This window comes from Flagellimonas yonaguniensis, assembly GCF_029193885.1.
Taxonomy (GTDB): domain Bacteria; phylum Bacteroidota; class Bacteroidia; order Flavobacteriales; family Flavobacteriaceae; genus Flagellimonas; species Flagellimonas yonaguniensis.
In genome coordinates, this window is sequence record NZ_JARFVB010000008.1 from 88,963 (window position 1) to 107,575 (window position 18,613).

General features: G+C 42.5%; 9 protein-coding genes. All 9 read right to left on the reverse strand.

Going from position 1 to position 18,613, the window contains the following annotated elements; genetic code table 11:
- Positions 1-13: 13 nt before the first annotated feature.
- The 9 genes from PY092_RS13295 to PY092_RS13335 all read right to left on the reverse strand — a co-directional run bounded on the left by PY092_RS13295 (position 14) and on the right by PY092_RS13335 (position 18,546).
- Positions 14-3,493, reverse strand: a complete 3,480-nt coding sequence (locus PY092_RS13295; RefSeq protein WP_275616289.1) for a TonB-dependent receptor — start codon at positions 3,491-3,493, stop codon at positions 14-16.
- Positions 3,494-3,624: 131 nt separating this feature from the next.
- Entirely contained in the window at positions 3,625-4,575 is a 951-nt protein-coding gene (locus tag PY092_RS13300) for a FecR family protein (RefSeq protein ID WP_275616290.1), read from the reverse strand.
- 146 nt (positions 4,576-4,721) lie between these two features.
- Positions 4,722-6,173 (reverse strand): calcineurin-like phosphoesterase family protein, encoded by a 1,452-nt coding sequence (locus tag PY092_RS13305; protein ID WP_275616291.1) that lies wholly within the window; start codon positions 6,171-6,173, stop codon positions 4,722-4,724.
- Between the two features lie 336 nt (positions 6,174-6,509).
- Positions 6,510-8,969: a C10 family peptidase gene (locus tag PY092_RS13310; protein ID WP_275616292.1), complete on the reverse strand. Its 2,460-nt coding sequence runs from the start codon at positions 8,967-8,969 to the stop codon at positions 6,510-6,512.
- Positions 8,970-9,032: 63 nt separating this feature from the next.
- Positions 9,033-9,743 carry a hypothetical protein gene (locus PY092_RS13315; protein ID WP_275616293.1) on the reverse strand — a complete coding sequence of 237 codons (711 nt, stop codon included), beginning with the start codon at positions 9,741-9,743 and terminating at the stop codon, positions 9,033-9,035.
- 5 nt (positions 9,744-9,748) lie between these two features.
- On the reverse strand, positions 9,749-12,601 hold the full coding sequence (locus PY092_RS13320; protein WP_275616294.1) for a C10 family peptidase: 2,853 nt from the start codon (positions 12,599-12,601) through the stop codon (positions 9,749-9,751).
- A gap of 86 nt (positions 12,602-12,687) precedes the next feature.
- Positions 12,688-13,590 carry a LamG-like jellyroll fold domain-containing protein gene (locus tag PY092_RS13325; protein WP_275616295.1) on the reverse strand — a complete coding sequence of 301 codons (903 nt, stop codon included), beginning with the start codon at positions 13,588-13,590 and terminating at the stop codon, positions 12,688-12,690.
- 31 nt (positions 13,591-13,621) lie between these two features.
- On the reverse strand, positions 13,622-15,127 hold the full coding sequence (locus PY092_RS13330) for a RagB/SusD family nutrient uptake outer membrane protein (protein WP_275616296.1): 1,506 nt from the start codon (positions 15,125-15,127) through the stop codon (positions 13,622-13,624).
- 5 nt (positions 15,128-15,132) lie between these two features.
- Entirely contained in the window at positions 15,133-18,546 is a 3,414-nt protein-coding gene (locus PY092_RS13335; protein WP_275616297.1) for a SusC/RagA family TonB-linked outer membrane protein, read from the reverse strand.
- Positions 18,547-18,613 lie beyond the last annotated feature (67 nt).

The window sequence follows — 18,613 nt, forward strand, 5'->3', positions numbered from 1 at the left end:
CGTCATATTAGATTTAAAATTGAATTGAGACGCCCAATGAGTAGGTTTTTGACATTGGTGCTTCCTGTCCTCTGGAGTCATAGGTGTAAGATCCAGATGGGGAATTCAGGTTAACTTGGTTGCTCGCGATCTCAGGATCGATATAGTCGGTCAACTTTGTGAAGGTTAGGATGTTCTCTCCGCTGAGGTAAACCCTTACCTTCCCAAACGGTGTTTTGTCCAAGACCGATTGAGGCAGATTATACCCAAACGTAAGGTTCTTTAGGCGCAGGTAAGAGATATCCTGTAAGTAACGATCGTTCGTATTGCGCAAAGAGTTACGGCCACTAAGGGCAATATACCCGAAACCTCTTGGATAATACCCATCTGGATTGTCTGCGGACCAAATATTATTGGCCAGATCCTTGCGCACAAAGGAAGCATAGGGGCGACTATAAGGTCCCCAGAACAATTGGGAGTTGTACCCTGGGTACCAATCCTGTTTGCCCACACCTTGGAAAAAGGCAGAAAGGTCGAAACCTTTCCAACTGGTCGACACCCTGAAATTGTATAGGTATTTCGGAGCTACATTACCTACAATTTTTTGGTCTCCAGGGTCGTCTAGCGTATTGGTACCTGCATCTACAACACCATCACCATTAAGGTCGGCATATTTAACATCCCCGGGTTGAAGGCCACCTCTACTGGAAATTCTCGCGCTTACATAAGACTGGTCTACATGAGCGGCTACTTCCTCTTCTGTTTGGAAAAGTCCTTCTACATGATATCCCCATAGGTCGCCGATAACCATTCCTTCATAGAAGGAGTTCAACAGGTTTTCGGGGTTGTCAAACTTGGTGATCTTGGTTTCAGAGTTGGAAAGACCCGCACTTACACTGAGTTGAAAAGGAGATCCGCCCACATTGAAACTATTGTTGTACCCCAATGATAGTTCAAAACCTTTGGTCTCCAGATCGGCTGCATTTTCTTTTGGAGCCGAAGCCCCCAAAGTTGCTGGAAGTACTTGGCCGGCTGTCAACATTCCCAAGGTCTCCCTTTTGAACCAATCAAAATTAGCTGTTAATCTATTTTTGAAAAAACCTAGATCAACCCCAAAATCCAAGGTTCTAACTTCTTCCCAAGTAATCTCGACAGGGTTCAGTGCAGGGGAGGATATGGATTCCAACGGACTTCCATTCAACGAAAATGCTTCGTTCACTGATCGACTCAACACGGGTTGGTAGGCATAGGGGGAATCTTCTTGATTGCCCAGGGAACCATACGAAGCCCTTAGTTTTAATCGGCTCAATGTTGGATTTAGGCTTTCCATGAAGTTTTCATTGTGCAAGGCCCATGCAGCTGATACCGATGGAAAGAAGCCCCACCTGAAATCTAATGGAAACCTTGAGGTACCATCATACCTACCGTTCAATTCCAAAAAGTATTTGCTGTCATAATCATACGAAATTCTGGAATAGACCCCTTGTAGGGCCCATTCGTATGCACTTCCGGTCGCATCGTCGGCAGTAGTGCCCAAGCCCAAGGAGTTCAGGTCATCGGAAATCAATCCTTGTGTACTTGCCTGAATGGTTTTACTGTACATGGATTCTTGTCCAAAACCAGCCATAACATCAATGTGATGTTTGCCGAACCGCCTGTTGTAATCGGCATAAATATTGAACGCATCATAATCGGCAGAGGTATTGAACTCCGTTAATTTATCCGAACTCATGGTCTGGATATCATCTACATAAATGCTCCAGGGCACCAAAGTAGATCTTTGGTATATGTTCTGGTTCATTTTTCTGTAGGCATAGCTTGCCTTTATGGAAAGCCCATCAACAGGTGTCAAGGTGGCCGTTATAATATTCGAAAATTCGGAATCCTCTGTTTCCTGTTTGGATTTTCCATGTAACAACGAGGCATAAAGACCATCACCAGCTGCATAATTGTTCAATTCGCTACGGTAAAAATAGGTGCCATCAGGATTGGTGGGGGAGTACCAAGGCATTGCATGGTTATAGACTAAGTAGTTCCAATAGTTGCCGTGCCATCCACCTCTGTAGCCCCCATATTGGAGGTCATCAAAGCGGTTGAACTGCATGTTGTCGGAAACAGTGATCCAATCGTTCAATTTAAACTCAACCTTAGCTCTATAGTTCTCTTTTTTGAAAAGGTCTTCTTGAACTTTTAGGATGCCGACTTCACGATAGTTACGGTACGAGAAGTAGCCTTTCAATTTTTCACTTCCCCCGCTTATGGAAGCATTATAGATTTGTGATGGTCTACTTTCTCTAAAAAAAGTATTCCACCAGTTTGTTTTGGCGTAGTGGATATATTGCTCTCTGCCATTTCTTGTATCGGTAACCACACGGGCCAGGGATGGATTTGCAGATACTTCTTGCAGTGCGGTATAATCTGCTTCGGTATATCCCGAATATGAAGCACCGCTACTGGCCTGGAAAAAAGTGTCTGCAATTTGTATGGCCTCATATGGGTCGATGACAAAATCGGTATTTGTGGTCACTTGGCTAACTGCGGTGGTGATATCCAAATTGACTTTGAGGTCGCCCTTCCGAGCTTGTTTTGTAGTGATCAGAACAACACCAAAGGATGCACGGGCACCGTAAATAGCTGCGGCACCCGCGTCCTTTAAAACACTGATGTTCTCTATGTCACTCGGATTGATGTCGTTTATATCGCCTTCCACACCATCGATGATGATCAATGGCTCGCCACCATTGATTGATGTAAAACCACGAATATTGATATTGGGGGTGTCGGTTGGACGGCCATTGGAACGGGTAATGGTCAATCCTGGGGTTAAACCTTGAAGCGCAACAGCTGCATTGCTCAAAGGACGTTCTGCCAATGCACCTACATCTACTTTGCTCACGGCGGCACTTAAGGATTCCAATGTTTTTTCACCATACCCTATAACCACGACTTCATCCAATTGCTGGTTGTTGGCTTTCAATTGTATGGATATGTTATCTATACCGTTTTGAACTGTATATGTCTGGGTTTCCATTCCGATGTACGAAAATTCAAGTATGTCGCCGGTAAAGGTCTGAATCTGGAAATTTCCATCAAAATCGGTGATCATACCTTTATCGGAACCCAAGACCCTTACATTGGCGCCCATTAATGGTTGACCGGCATCATCTTTAACAGAACCCCTGATGGTTCGTTGTGCAGGTATGGGGGTTCTCCGGTCAATATAAACTGTAATGTTGCTGTTTTGGATTTTGTACCCAAGGCCATAACGCTGGGCCAGATGGTCCATGACAGATGTTAAAGGTCTGTTTTGATAGTTTACGTTTATCCTATGTTCAATATTTTTTACCTCACTGTTATAGATAAAGCTGACACTGGCCTGTTGTTCAATACGGTCAAATATTGCCACAAGACCAATATGATCTTGTTGAAGACTGATGTTCGGATAATTTTCCGGTTTGGCCTGTACGGGAAGGGCAAAAAAATTGAATGCCCACAACATCATAACCGTTTTCATAACGTTTCCGTTGAAAAAAAATAGTAATTTTGGTTTCATTATTTCATACTATGTATTTGGTGAATATGTAGTTTTTAACGAGCCTTTTCTGTTGGCGCAGAAGAGGCTTTTTTGTGATGGATATTCTTATGTCATGGACTATGGGTTTTTAAGGGTTCAACTTGGTTTTCATAAGTGATTTTTGATCCGGTGAGCAGTTCCAGACTTTCGATGGTCTCTTCCAAAGTGGGGTCGATGAACTTACCGGTAATGGTCTGTTCGGTCTTCTTTCCGTTTGAAATGTTAAGTTTTACATTGAACCATCGTTCAACAATACGTCTTGTTTCTTCTATGGAATGATCGTCCAATTCAATAATGTTGTCCAACCATGAAATATCTTTGTCCGTACTTTCAGCTATTATTTTGTAATGCCCGGATGATTTATCGTATAACATTTGCTCATCCGGTTTCAGCGTCGCCATGTTGAGGTCTTGTTTGCTGATTTGAATGGAGCCGGTGGCCAAGCTTATTTTTATATCGGGTGTATCACCGTATGCCTTTATGTTGAAAGATGTTCCCAATACTCGGGTATCCAAGCCAGAAGTGGTAACCCAAAATGGTCGATCGGGATTATGGGTGACTTCAAAAAAGACTTCGCCGGTCATTTCAACTTTTCTTGTACTACCGGTAAAGAATTCCGGATATGTAATACTACTACCGGCATTGAGGGTGACCAAGGAACTGTCGGGCAATACAATTTGTCTTCTTTCCCCTAACCGGGATGTCATTGTTATCAGTTCCGCTTGTTTGGTAGGTAACCAAAACAAAGAAGAAATACCAAGGATCATCAATATGGAAATTACGGCAGCGACCTTAAATGCCAAATGCCTTCTTCTTTTTTGAACAGTTGCCTTTTGATGGCTCATGGCCTGGGACGATATGTTTTGATATAATTGTTTTTTTGTTTCCTGTTCCAAATTTGAATGAAAAATCTGCTTCCCGTAGACGCTATAATACTCCTCGAGTTCTTCTTCTTCCTTTGTTGTCAGGTTTTTGTCAAGATATTTGTCAACTAGTTCGTGGAATCGTTCCCGATCGATCATGGTTTTTGTTTTCGGTCTTTGAAATGAAGTCAAAAAAAACGGCCTTGCCACGTAATGGGGAAGGCCGTTCTGTATCATTGTTAACGTTTATTTTATACAACCGTCACCGGCTTAACAATGAGCTAACAAAATAATGGAAAGCCACCTTAGGTAACATCAAGGTTTACAGTTTGAACATATATGTTGCCAAAGTTATCGGTTACTTCCACTGTAATGTGTTTTAGGTTGTTACTCGGTTCAAAAAAGAACATGTGGTCATTGGAGGAAGGTTCTACCCATGGCCGCCGTTCGGGTAGGAGTTTTCCCAAATGAAGATCGTTGCTCATGGGGTCCGTAGCACGTACTTTATGGATATGGGACTTGCGTTCGCCATTTTCGTACCAACAGATTTTCCAATCAGGATTCCAGTTCCAGACATTGAGTGAACAAGAGTTGGGGAATTCGGGATCCATCCCCCTGTTGTAGAATCGGAATTGATGTTCCATTGATTGGCCTATGGACTTGTACTGCCATCTAACCTCACTTCCACGCATTTGGTAAACCCCATAACCATTTGGTGTGCCATCACTACAGATGGGGCCACTCCACCAAGCACCACAGACAGCTCCATGCACATGTTCAAAGCGATTGCGATCTGGGTAATTGGTGTTTTGGTGAGTGTGTCCCGAAAGGATATGGACGTTGTATGGTGCTAAAAGTTCATAAAGGTGTTCTTTGTTCTTTACCCCGGAGGCTACGGGGATATGTGTGCACACCACCACGGTTTGCCCTTTTTCAATATAGCTCAGGTCTTGTTCAAGCCATGACAGTTGATTTTCCGTGATATAGCCAATGTATTCTTTGCCCACACCGGTAAAGAATACATCATCAAGAACCACATAGTGAATTTCACCACGATTGAAGGAGTAATAGGTGGGGCCGAACAGTCGGTTGAAGGTTGTTGTGGAAAATTCGTCGCTGCGAGTGCCCAAGTCCATATCGTGGTTGCCCACTACCTGGAAAAAAGGTATATCTGTTTCCTTGATGGCTTGGTTATAGTCTTTGAAAAGGTCCAACTGATCAAAGATCAAGTCTCCGCACCCTACACCAAAGGTGTTAGGGTCGTTTAGTTCTTTTATGGTCTTGATTATATCCGGTGTGGATGTTTCCAATAATTGTCCCGCTTCGTATTCATTTTGGATTTGTGGGTCTGCCAACAGTAAAAGGTTATGATCATTATCACTGACCTCCACGGGTCTTAATCGAAACAAAACTTCATTTTTTTCTTTGTGTGGATCGATGGGGTAAAAGAAGGATACGGAACCATTGGGCAATTGGTCCATTCTGTAACCTGAGGGTATGCTCATAAAAACAAAAGGCTGATCGGAGGTACTCCAAAAGTCGAAGTGTCCATTTTTGTCCGTAATAGCAGTGGTATTGCCGTCTGATACAACTATTTTGGTTATGCCTTTATTCTTTTCCGTCACTCTTCCCTTGATTCTAATGGGTTTTTTCCGCCCATTTATGTTCGTCAAACTTAGTACGGGGGATACACCAAGAAGCGATAAGGCTCCGGTAGTCCATCCTATCTTTTTAACAAATGTTCTTCTGTTTTCCATTCGATGCTAAAAGGTTTGTTTAATGGTTGTCAAAAAAAAAGAGGTTAACACGTAGTCGATTTTTGATTATTTGTCATGTTTCTGTGAAACATTGTGTCAAAATTTTTCTGAAGACGAATGGAAAAATGTTTGGAAGGATTTACTTTCCAAAGTAGCTTTACATTGAACAGAACTCAAAGAGTTAAGCTTGCCCGATTTAAAACTATTTGATTTAACTAAAAGAGGTTAAAAAAGCTGCAAATCAATATTTACAGCTTTTTTTAATAATACCATTTCTGCGTAGAGAGCACTGGAACTTCAATCCTAAAAATGACTTTTCAATACATAAAGAACATGTTATTTTTTGATAAAAGTCGATTTGTATGTTGTATCGATAGTCTGTATTCTAGTATAATAAATTCCTGCGCTCAATGATGAAACATCAATGCCCAAAGAATTACGACCAGAGATAAGACTGGACTTTTGACGCTTCACGATACTTCCGGAATTATTGTAAATTACGATTTCACTTTCCTGTTCAATATCGGAATTTATCTCATAAGTGATTTTGTTTCGAGTAGGGTTCGGGTATTGCATCATGGATATTGGGACGTCTTCATTGTCAGGCAGTTCCAATAGAGAGGCGCTATCAATGGTTAGTGCCCCTTTACTGGCAATTTGGTTAAAATCCTCGAACATCCAGTTGGGTTGGTTGGGGGAGCTTCGCAATGTTACGGTATTGAAGTTCCCTGCATCATCTGTTAAGTCAGTCCCAGTACCTTCATCCATGGCAAGCAATATTCTGGTGTTTGCATCAGCCACATAGGTTTCTAAAATGTCCGGTGTGAAATTGGTGTTGAAAAGTTCAATATCGGAAATCCTTATTTTGTCTATTTTCCCATCAATATACCGTTCGTAGCCATTCCAATATCGGGCTCCAATGTTCAAGGCGTTTGTTGATGCGGTCAGTGCAAAGTCCGAATCGTTCGAGGTATCGGTCAGCTGCCCGTTCAAGTACAGTTTGGTCGTGTTGTTATTTCTGGTAACGGCTACATGGACCCATTCATCAAAAGAGAGGTTGACAGAAGAGGCATCGGACTGTACACTGGCAATGATATTGCCCGAAGTATCCCTTGCTGCAAATTTAATGGCATAATCCCCATTGGTGTCATCTATTAAGAAGAGGGAGAAGACCGTTTTTCTATCCATGATCACAGGATATGTATTACTGGTCTTGCTATCTATTTTTATCCAAGTTTCAATGGTATAAGTGCTGGAAATATCAAAGTCGTTGTTGGAGTTGTCATAGACGAAAAAGGAATCATTTCCATCAAAATCGAGAAAAGTGATATCATAAGGGATCTTGACATCTTTGGTTACGGAATAACTGTTCAAATAATAATTTCCATCGGATTTTGCCCTTACCCTGTATGTGTATGTCCCACCAGAACTTACGGTCCTGGTATATGAGGTGGAATTGATATTGTCGTTCAATGTGGTAAAGCTTCCTCCGTTCACACTTTCTTGAAGCTCAAAAGCATCCCAATTTAATTGATCACTGGTTTTCCAGTTCAGGGTAAAGGTTTTTTGGCCTGATGACGTCGTCTCTGTGAACACTGGGTCTGGAAGAAGATCAAAGACAGCTCCCGTAACGCTGGTGTAGCCTCCTGCATTGAAGGAATTCTGTAGCCTGTACCAAGCATTGTTGGTGCCCCACCAGCCCATGTTCAAATGGTAATAATATTCGCTTTCAGGATCTCCTTCATTATATCTGTATCCATCACATACCGGCGCATGCCCAGCTCCGTTGGTGGCATATATGGCCAAAGGCACGGGATGTTCGTTTTCGATGTTTTCCCTCAATCTGTCCCAGAAACTAGTCCAACTGGGGGTTTGATAATGCCCGGAAAACCTAAAATAGGAATCAGCTGCATCCGGAATCCGGTCGATATGGCTTGTGGATCCACTCGCTTCATAATCCATGTCCAACGCGGTGGCGGCATGGAACGAGATATACCCCATTGCCTTTTGCTGGGTCAGGGAAGAGGATTGGTACATGTATTCGTCCAACATGTTTGCATAATCATATTGGGCATTGCCAAAATTTGCTGTCCAACTGGTTTGGGAACTTCCTTGATCATCATAGTTGGTGTGGGAACCCACTCCTGTCTCTGGCCATTCGTAATAGTGGAGGATCATGCTGAGGGAAGTGGCCACACAACCGGGGGAGTAGTGGTTGGGTGTATAGTAATTGCCAACATAAACAGACAAACTGTCCTGATCGTAACAATTGACACCTCCCCAAACGCTGGATAGGATTTTTCCATGTTGAACAAGGCTCGAAGTGGTAACACTATAGGTGTTTAGGGATTTGTTTGCGTCTTTTTTTGTTGTTAATCGTTCCCAAGCCAGCCGGTTTTTGAGCTTTTCTTCACTAAGTTCCTTATTTGATTTTTGTTTCATGGACATCATACTTTTTTCCATGTCCCCTTTTATTAAACTGAGTAGTGTGTTATCAGGTGAATCTTGAAAGTGAAAATTGGACTCATCTGAAAAAGAAATGATGGGATAGAGATTTTTGGAAGGGGCAAAAACAATGAATCCTTTGGGTTTCAAGTTTACGACATAAGCAAGAAGGGCATTGTTGTTACCACGGAGTTCCCGTATTTCTTTCGGTTGTAGATTCGCTTTTTTGTTCAATTGTTGGATTTCAATGAAGCCATTGGTGTATTCAAACAGTTCATTTTCGCTGATCTGTGACCGTGCACATAAGGGAACAATAAAGGTAAGGGCAAGAAAAAATAGTTTAGCTTTCATACTATGTAAGGGATTGGTTATTTAACTTGTATTCAGGAGTACCATGGCACATTCTTTTGGGTTTTAGTTCACTTTAAATTGGAAGATTTCGGAATGGGAAGTATTGTTTTCGGTATCGCGGCTTACAATTTTCCAATAGTAAACTGTGCCATTGCCAGGAGAAATGGAAACATTCAGTGAACTCTCGGTAACGGTATTTTCAAGATGGGAAGGAGGGGTCACGGTATCAAAATAAACATCAAACTCCATCAGATCATCATCTGGGTCATTTCCATTCCAAGACAGTGTCAACAAGTTGGATGAAGTGTTTATATTGGCCCCGGTTTTGGGATTGACGGCCTCGGCCGGAAAAGGAGCATACGTTTCTGTTCCTTCCCCTGCATTATAAAATTTCCAAATGGGACTCAAGGCTGTTTCGGATACCCCTTCGGCTTTTGACTCTACCTGCCAGGAATAGGGGGTGTTCCTTTGGAGTTTTGCAGTAATGGAAACACCATTGGTGTTCAATGTTTGTGTTTGTCCGGCCATCAAATTTTCAATGTGGACGGTATAGCTGTCCGTATGGGCAGAAGAATTCCATTCAAATGTGACCTCACTTTCCGATTCAGAAAGGATGTTGCCCTCAAGGCAGACTTCATTCTCGTACGGAAATACCAAGGTAGCAGCTTCAGGGTTTTCTATGACTGGATCAGGAACCTCACTTTCTCCCTCCCCACCGCTACAGGAAACCAATAAGATAAAAAGGCCAATTAGTAATGTTTGGTGTTTGAGCATTGTAATCAGTTTTTAATGAACTTATGGCTGTAAGACTTATTTTTTGCCTTGATGTAAAGGATATAGGTTCCTTTGGCCAAAACGTTTACATCGATATCTACTTGGCCATTTACCGGCTTGGCACTTTTATACAATACTTGGCTTCCCGAGTAAGAGAGTATACTGATCTCCAGTTGTTCAATTAAAAGATCGTCCATTACTAAATGAATCATACCGTCCACAACAGGATTGGGATAGACAAGAATATCTCCTCCGATATTGATAACTTCGGAATATTCCCCTTGGCAGTTTTTATCTGTGGAAACTTTTAATGCGTTTGCCCCTTTTGTCAAAGGTAAATTGATGGAACTACGGCTTGTTGTGTACAAAGTACCATTCAATTGGATGTAATAGATGTTTCCACCGGACAGGGCCAAATTCACTTCCTTTTGCTGCAATCCTGTTTTTGCCTGTACATTCAGTGGCTCAGGTTCAGAAATTGTAATATCAAAACATTGGGCATAGGAAGGAAACTCTATTGGGCTAATACATATTTGATAGTCTCCTGAAGTCAAATCCCCAAAAGAAATTTCATTGGAAAAAACATCTGTTTCGTTCATTCCATTCCCTGTCAAGGAGACTTCGTAATCAAGAACTTCCAATGCCGAAATGCTGATGGAGCCATTGGCCGATCCTACGCAGGATGCTCCTGTTGTCCTAATGCTGAAATTATTGGCTGGCAAGTGAAAGAGATCACAGCCATTGATATCCACAGTGCTTCCCTCTGGAGTGTCAGGACATTGGTCAAGGTCATCGGGAACACCATCACCATCCATGTCCCCTGGAGGAGTGGCAAAAGTTTCAAAATTCCATTCTGCTTGCCCTGGTTCATTTTTAACGATAACACTCAGGGTATGGGCCTCATCCTTTAAGCGTACTTTGTGGACATCTTGAAAGGGGAAGTATGCCAAAGTCTGATCATCCACTCCTAGAGGAGTATACATATTCGGGATAAAACCATTCTGATATCTTCCTGTTGTCGAAATACGGAGTTGGTCCATATCCCCAATTAGCCATGAGGAATAACCGCCATGATATTTTTCGGCTATGTTAAGGGCGTTGTTGGATACATTGAGCTCAAAATCTCCTCCTTGATGTGCATCGGCCAAAACTCCATTGACGAACAACCGGGTAACGTTACCGGAATTGGACACTGCTATGTGTGCCCATGCATCAAAAGGAATGGTAACGCCTTGTGTGGAGGAGGAAAGTTCATTGCTGCCGGAATAGGATTTGAACCTTACGGCATAATCCAAGGCTGATACATCTACTACATCAAGTGAAAATACATCTTCTTGGTCCAAGATGACATTGCCCTCTACGTTGTTTTCCTTTAACCTTATCCAGGCTTCAAACGTATAATCGTTTGAAAAGTCGAGGTTGTTTTCGGGTGTTTGCCTCGCATAGGCATACTGGTCCCCTCCAAAAGAAACATATCCATTATAATTTTCATCTATGGAATGCACCATGATTTCTGACCAAGAATCATCATAATATTGTCCGTTCACTCTTGCTTTTACCCTGAATTGATAAACCTTGCCCAAGAGGTTGGTAATGGAGAAAGATGTAGTGCCGATATCTGTGGCGATCTCTTCCCATGCACCATTGTCTACCTTTTGTTCCAAGGTAAAGGCGTCCCATTGAAGCCTTGGGCTTACCTCCCAATTTATGGTCAATTCATTTCCACCCCCAGTTTCCTCCACTTGGGTTATCTCGGGATTGGGAAGTAAATCAAAGACGGCACCTGTGATGGTGTTGTAGCCAGGTGATTCTGAGGTCCATCCTTGAATGTTGTACCATCCATTAATATTGTTATCGTTGTACCATCCCCAATTCAGGTGGTAAAACGGTACTCCATCCACTTCCTGATATCCATTGACCACAAAAACATGGCCGTCACCTGTGCGACTGGCATCAACGGCCACTGGAACCGGTCTGCCCAACTGAATGTTTTCATATAAAAGTGTCCAGAATTCGGGCCAGTCCACATCTTGGTAATTTCCGGAAAATCGAAAGAAATTGTTGTAAACAAAAGGGGTGTTCGTAATATTCGAGGTGGAGCCCGATGGTTCGTAGTCCATCTGAAGGGCGACCCCGGTATGATACATTAAGGTTCCCACAGCTTTTTGCTCTATATCCGTTGATGGTTTGCCCATGTATTCATCCAGCATGTTGTCCCAATCATACGTGGTTCCATCAAAAAAAGCTGAATGTCTTCTCAGTTCTCCATTGTAGTTGTCGGAATAGGTATTGTTTCCGACTCCCGTTTTAGGCCATTCGTAATGGTGGAGTATTTGTCCCATGGATATGGCCACACATCCGGGAGAAGCATGGTCCGGTGTATAATAATTGGAGGGGTACACCGTGTTTCCCATATCATCGACGCAATTGACCCCGCCCCATACATCGGTAAGGAATGGTGACATGTCTTTGTTTGTGAGTCCTGTTTTGGAAGAAAGAGGGCTGTTTTTTTGCGACTGTATTGAGGTTTTTCCAACAGTACCGCTTATTGTCCATGGAATTGGAACTTTGTCCTTTAATAGATATTCGCCTTTTTCAGAAAAAGCGGTAATACGATTTTGATTTTTGGATGATTCCACGAAAACAAACCCTGCATCTTTAAAGTTGAAAATAAAGGTCTGTGTTCTTTCATTCTCATTTAGGATGTAATAATTTTTAATGTGCTGCTCGGTTCCGCTCAACCTTGAAAAAAAAGCCAATGCAGTTTTTTGTGCATTGCTTTCCGTTTGGGAAAAAAGTGAAGTCGCCGTAAAGAGAAACAGCAATGCAAGGGAAAAAAAATTGCTTTTGTTTTTCATGAATCGTTTTTTTAGCTTGAATCGGGCAACTTTAAAGGAAAGCTGCCCGAAACAGCAAGCTAATATTGAGAACAACTGAATAATTTCTAATCACCGGTGGGAAGCACGGAATCTTCACTGGTCCAAGTAACGGTATTGACTACCTGAATGTAATAGGAATACACACCTTTTATATCGACCTTGTCAAAGTCATTGACTGGATCAAAAGGAGTAAGGTTATTGTCAAGGTCCATCTGTAATAGGGTATTACTGTCCACCGAAAAACGCTCAAACTGGTCTGGGGTAAAGGCGTTGGGGTACCTATCCGAGTAGGAAACCCTTATATTATCAAAAGAACCTTTAAAATAGTTCATTTCACCTCCTCTGTACATATAGTTGAAGTCCAACCAAGTATCGTTCACAGGTTGAATCCATAGATCGTCCGTACTTGAATCGACCAACACTCCATTTATATAGAACTTGGCAGTGTTGTCTTCAGCAGATCGGCTAATGGCCACGTGTGCCCACTCATCAAATTTTAAATTGATACTTGAAAGGTCGGATTGCATGGTGCCCACTGCTTCGTTATCACTGTTCAGGCGATTGTATTTTATGGCAAAGTCGGCGTTGTCATCATCAATGAGGTAGAGTTCAAAATTTCGACCGCGTTCCATGATACAGGCACCATTGGTGTCCTTGCCGGCATTGGCATCTTTATCGCCTATGGTAGCATCAGGGTCTACCTTGATCCAAGTTTCATAGGTCCATTCTTCACCGGATAAGGAACTTAGATCATCCGAACTACTCCCGCTGAAAGCATAAAATCTGTCATCTCGGGTATTGGAACCAGTAAATGTAGGGTAGGTGATGTTCACGCCTTTTACAAAAACTGTATCTATCTGAACAATTGTTCCGGGATATACGGGTTCATCGTCCTCTGAGCATGAAACATTCATTTGAGCCATTATGGCCACTATAGTTATTGACAATATGTATTTAAGAGTCTTCATTTTGGTTTTTTTATTGGATTATTTTAGTTTTTTATGGTCTGTACCATCCATTTATGGCAACATCGTCATTAGCTGTTCCATATTGGGGATTGATTCCTCCAAACGTATATAGTGGTTCTTGAATGATTTCCAGTTGTTGGGCGGGCATGGGAAAATGTAACAGGGAACCATCCTGCAGTTGTCCATTTCGACGCATGTCAAAGTATTGAATTCCCATACCGGTCAAGGGTAGTTCTATTGCTCTTTCATAAGTGATACTTTCCCTGATTTCTGTTTCATTCGGTTGAATGGCGGGTAGTCCCCCTCTTTGGGTCCTTGTCCCTGCATTGATGGTATTGGAGGCTTCCTGTAAACGACCCAATCGGAGCAAGGCTTCTGCTTTGAAAAGGTCGATTTCTGCCTTTCGCATCATTACAACAGGGGCAAAGAAATTGGCATTGATGTAGTCGTCCAAACGAGAATAGCGGTATGTGGACCATCTGTATTTTCCTCTTTCCGGTCTATTGTTGGATGTGCTGTATTCAAAATCCGTGAGCACCCTGGCATCATTGGAAATGATTTTTCCCTCATGGGGAAGATCGCTCACATCCCCGTCTTCGGGCCAATTCGCAGGAATGGTCTCGTCCATCATGTGTACAATCCTCATATCTACCTTGCCCCAATTTGGACGGGCCATGTAGTACTTGTACCACGACATCCATTTTCTGTCGCCTCCATTTCCGTCCCCTTCAACGGTAAAATCCTCTAGAATGCCTCTTTCCGTATGGTATAAAACCTTCTCCCAACTTACTGAATTGCTCTGTTCCTCATTTCGAGGGGCATAAACCAATAATCGAGCAATAAAAGAGTGTGCCAATCTGGACATATCTTCGTTGGAGAAGGAATTTCCATTGATCCAATCGTCAGGAAGTGTGAAGCTGTTATTATCAAAAATGGTAATGGCTTTCTCTAATTGTGCAACAGCCATATCAATGGATGTCATAAAGCCCGAAGCCTGTAGGTTTTCGTAATCTGTATATTCATCTGAAGGGTAGCCTTTATCGAACACTAGCCCAATATAACCGTTCCCAAGCCCTTGCATAAAATGGGCCATTCCTTTTACCATCATGGTTTCGCTACCTCTGTCCCCGATTTCGAGCCCATTTTCTATGGCAAGGGCAACATCATTGGCAGTGGTTAGCACACTGTACATGTACTGCCAATAGTTTCGAATGAAAGGATGATAGGCATAAGAGGTACTGTTGTCCAAAAACTCCCTTGGTTCTTGGCTCATATCCAGTGTTCCATAATTGGCAAAAGTCACCGTGCCCCAATCGGCCATTACCCACATGGCGGGACCAGGGGAGCCAAAATTATGTTGTTCTTGGGTAAACCAAGTGTTGAACAGGCCTGCGGTAAGTCCACGGACCCCATCGGTCTCTGTGAGAACGGATTCCCTGTCGGGATTGTTGATGTTCTCCACTTCCAAATCTTCACATGCTGTAAGTAGCATGAAAAACATAAGAAAGCGTATATTTTTTTGTATTGAATTTTTCATGGTTCTTATAGTTTGAATTCAACGGAAAGCGTATAGTTTCTAAAATTTGGATACCCGAAATTGTCGAAGAGAAAGCCGTCATATCCCGCTTCTGGATCATAGCCGGAATATTTGGTAAAGGTGAGAAGGTTTCTTCCCAAGGCTCCTATTTTGACATAATCGAACAGATTCCCCGCTTTGCCCAGATCTTCTTTATTGATTTGGAAATAGATGGCGGCTTCCTTTAGTTTCACGAATGAGGCATCTTCCACCCAAAAACCGTTGAGTGCCTGTGCATCATACAAAGCTTGATAGTAATCCACCGTTTTCTTGTTTTCGGGCATAGTGTGCAATTGATCGATCATGGCGTGTCGATTATCCCTTACCAAATACTGGGCGGTCCCGTTATAAAGATCGCCTCCCTGTTTCCATTGCCAGAGCATATAGAGCGACCATCCTTTGTATCGTAGGTTGGTGTTGAGTCCCAATCTGAAATCAGGGTTGATATCCCCGATCTTCAATTCTTTTTCCGCACCTGTCTCATCCAGGATGACATAAGGCTTCTCCTCGGAGGTGCCAATATCGGCGGTTTTCACGACCAGACCATCTCGATTGATGCTATATTCACTGATTTCATCCCCTTCAGGCAGTTGGATTTGCATCTGCTCTAAACTTCTGACAAAATCTACTCCATACATACTTCCGTATGTTTCTCCTTCACGAATCTTAAAAGCATTTCTTGGGCCGGTCCTATATTCTGGAATGTCGAGTTTGGTGATTTTTTGACGCGTCCTGTCAAAAACAAGATTGACATCCCAAGAAAAATCATCTGTGGAAAAGATGGTGGAATTAAGGGTGGCTTCAAAAGTGTTGGTCTCCAACTCACCCGCATTTACCCATTGATAGGGAAAACCTCCTGCATGTGATGGTAATGGGGACTGTAAGTACTGATCTGTCACTTTGGTATTGGAGTAGGTGGCCTCAAATCTGAACCGGTTCAAGAATGAAGTTTCGATCCCCAGTTCAAGCTCATTGGATCGGGAAGGTTTCAAATTGGCATTTCCCAAAGTACTTTTGGTAAAGGTACCATCGTTCGCATTGAATGTTTCATATTGGGCTGAAAAGGATGGACGTAGTCCAGAGGTACCGTACGCGGCCCTTAACTTAAATTCCTGTATGCCCGGCAGGGTTATATCCTTTGTAAGACGGTATGCTCCCGAAACACGATAATAGTTTTGCCATCTTTCATTGGAACCGAAAAGCGAGGAACCATCCCTTCTATATAGTCCATCAACAATATATCTATCCTTATATACAAAGGATGCTATGGCAAAATAGTTTTCCGCTTTGATATCGGTATTGGAATCATCGGCATAAATGTTGTCACGTGTAAAATAGTTTAAGGAAGGTAGGTCCGGTAAGGTAAATTCGGAACCCTCCGTGGAAATACTCTCAAAGTGGTTTTTCTCGTACAAATAACTCAATTTGCCATTGAAGTCCAGTTCTCCCCATGTTTTTTTAAAGTTGATGGTCGCCCTTACGGTTTGGTTAAAAATGTTTGAGGTATATTTTGTAAGTCCTCCATCGGAATATTGTGGTTCAATGGGGTTACCGTAATCTATACTTGTGGGATCGTTGGGGTCTATCAGGTTTGGGGAAAGGTCAACGATCGTACCTTTGGGAACATAGTCCGTACTTCTGTAATCTTGTGATTCTATGGCGTATGCCCCTTTAAAGCTCAACCAATCGGAAAATTTCCAATCGATTTCATAGGAACCCAAAAACCTTGTTTTTCTGGATTTGCTCTCTTTTTTCCATAAGTCGTACAAAGGGTTTGCAAACTGGGTGTTCCAATGGTTGGGATAGAAGTTGTATTTCTGGCCGTCCACATTGTTGCTGAGCAAATTTACATCCGGATCGCTCATCAATACTTCAAAAAAAGCAGCTGTACCTCCACCTAAAAAGTCATTTGAGGTTCGGATAAAGTTGTTGCTGGCGGATAGTTTGATGTTGTCCGATATGGCGTGGTCGATATTTGCCCGAACACTGTTCCTTTTGTATCCCCCGGTCTCTATTACGATACCTTGGTTTTGGTTGTTTTCATAGGACAGGTATAGATTTGTATTGTTTACTCTATGCCCAATCCCTATATAATTGGTGGAATATTGTCCATCGTTGAACATTTGTTCTTGTAGGTCATTGTTGACCCTGTAGGGCATATCTTGGTAGTGGTCTTCCTTTTCCACGCGGTTGCCCTGTATACGTGGGTCCCATCCGGAAACATAATCACTGGGATAGTCCACAAAGTAGTATTTAGTGAAAGTTTCTGAGGAGAGCCAATCCGGGGAAAGCATATAGTGGTGGGAATTGGATAGATCCAAATAATTGGCCACGCGTTGAAAACCAGTTTCACTCCTTACGGTAATGGAAGTTTTGCCATCCGCAATTTTCTTGCCCCGCTTCGAGGTGATCACGATGACCCCATTTGCGGCCCTTGATCCGTACAGGGATGATGCAGCGGCACCTTTTACAACTTCCATGGATTCTATATCGTCCACATTGATATCAGCCAACGAACCTTGAAGAATAATTCCGTCCACTAGGATCATAGGACCATTGTTGCCTGTTAGATTTGTGGATCCCCTAAGTACAATATTTGGGCTGGACCCGGGCGAACCACTGAAAGAGGTAACGCTTACCCCGGCAACTTTGGCCTGTAGGGAGGATGATATGGATGCTTGCGGAACTTTGCTTATCTCATCGGTATTCAATTTTGCGACACTTACCGACATCTTTTTTCGCTCGGTACCGGTTGCTACACCCGCTACGATTACTTCATCCAGTACGTTGAACTGTGGAACCAGATTTACATCAAAATAGGTGCGGTCACCCACATTCACGATTTTATCCTCATACCCCATATAGGAGAACTCAAGAACGTCCGAGGATGCTACATTGATGTTGAACTTTCCATCAAAATCCGTTACCGTTCCTGTGTCGGTCCCTTTAATGATGACACTTACATAGGGCAAGGGATTGTCGTTTTCATCATTGACTTTTCCCGATACATTTTTCTTGCCCTGTGCATTTGTTCCTATAGCTTTTTTTCTAATCAGGATGTCGTTTCCTTTAATGGAATATTCCAACGGAAGCCCGTTCAGTGCTTTGTTGAGGACTTCCTTGACCGTAGCGTTTTCAACTTTTAGGTCTATGACGGTTCCCAGATCTTGCAGACCGCTGTTAAAAAAGAAATCGTACGATGTTTTATTGGAAATTAAAGTGAAAAGATCCTCTATGGAGATTTTTTGATCAATGCTCAAAGTTTCTTCTTGTAATATAATGCCGGCCGTGGCCATATTGGTGGGCATTAGGTAAAAAAAGAGCATTAATACCGTGCAGAGAGTTCCTTTTGGGAACTTCTTTAAAAAGTATTTGTACATGTTGAGTTAGTTTTACTTAAAAAAAGTTAGGTTGAATTATTCGAGTATACCTGTAGTTAGTTTATTG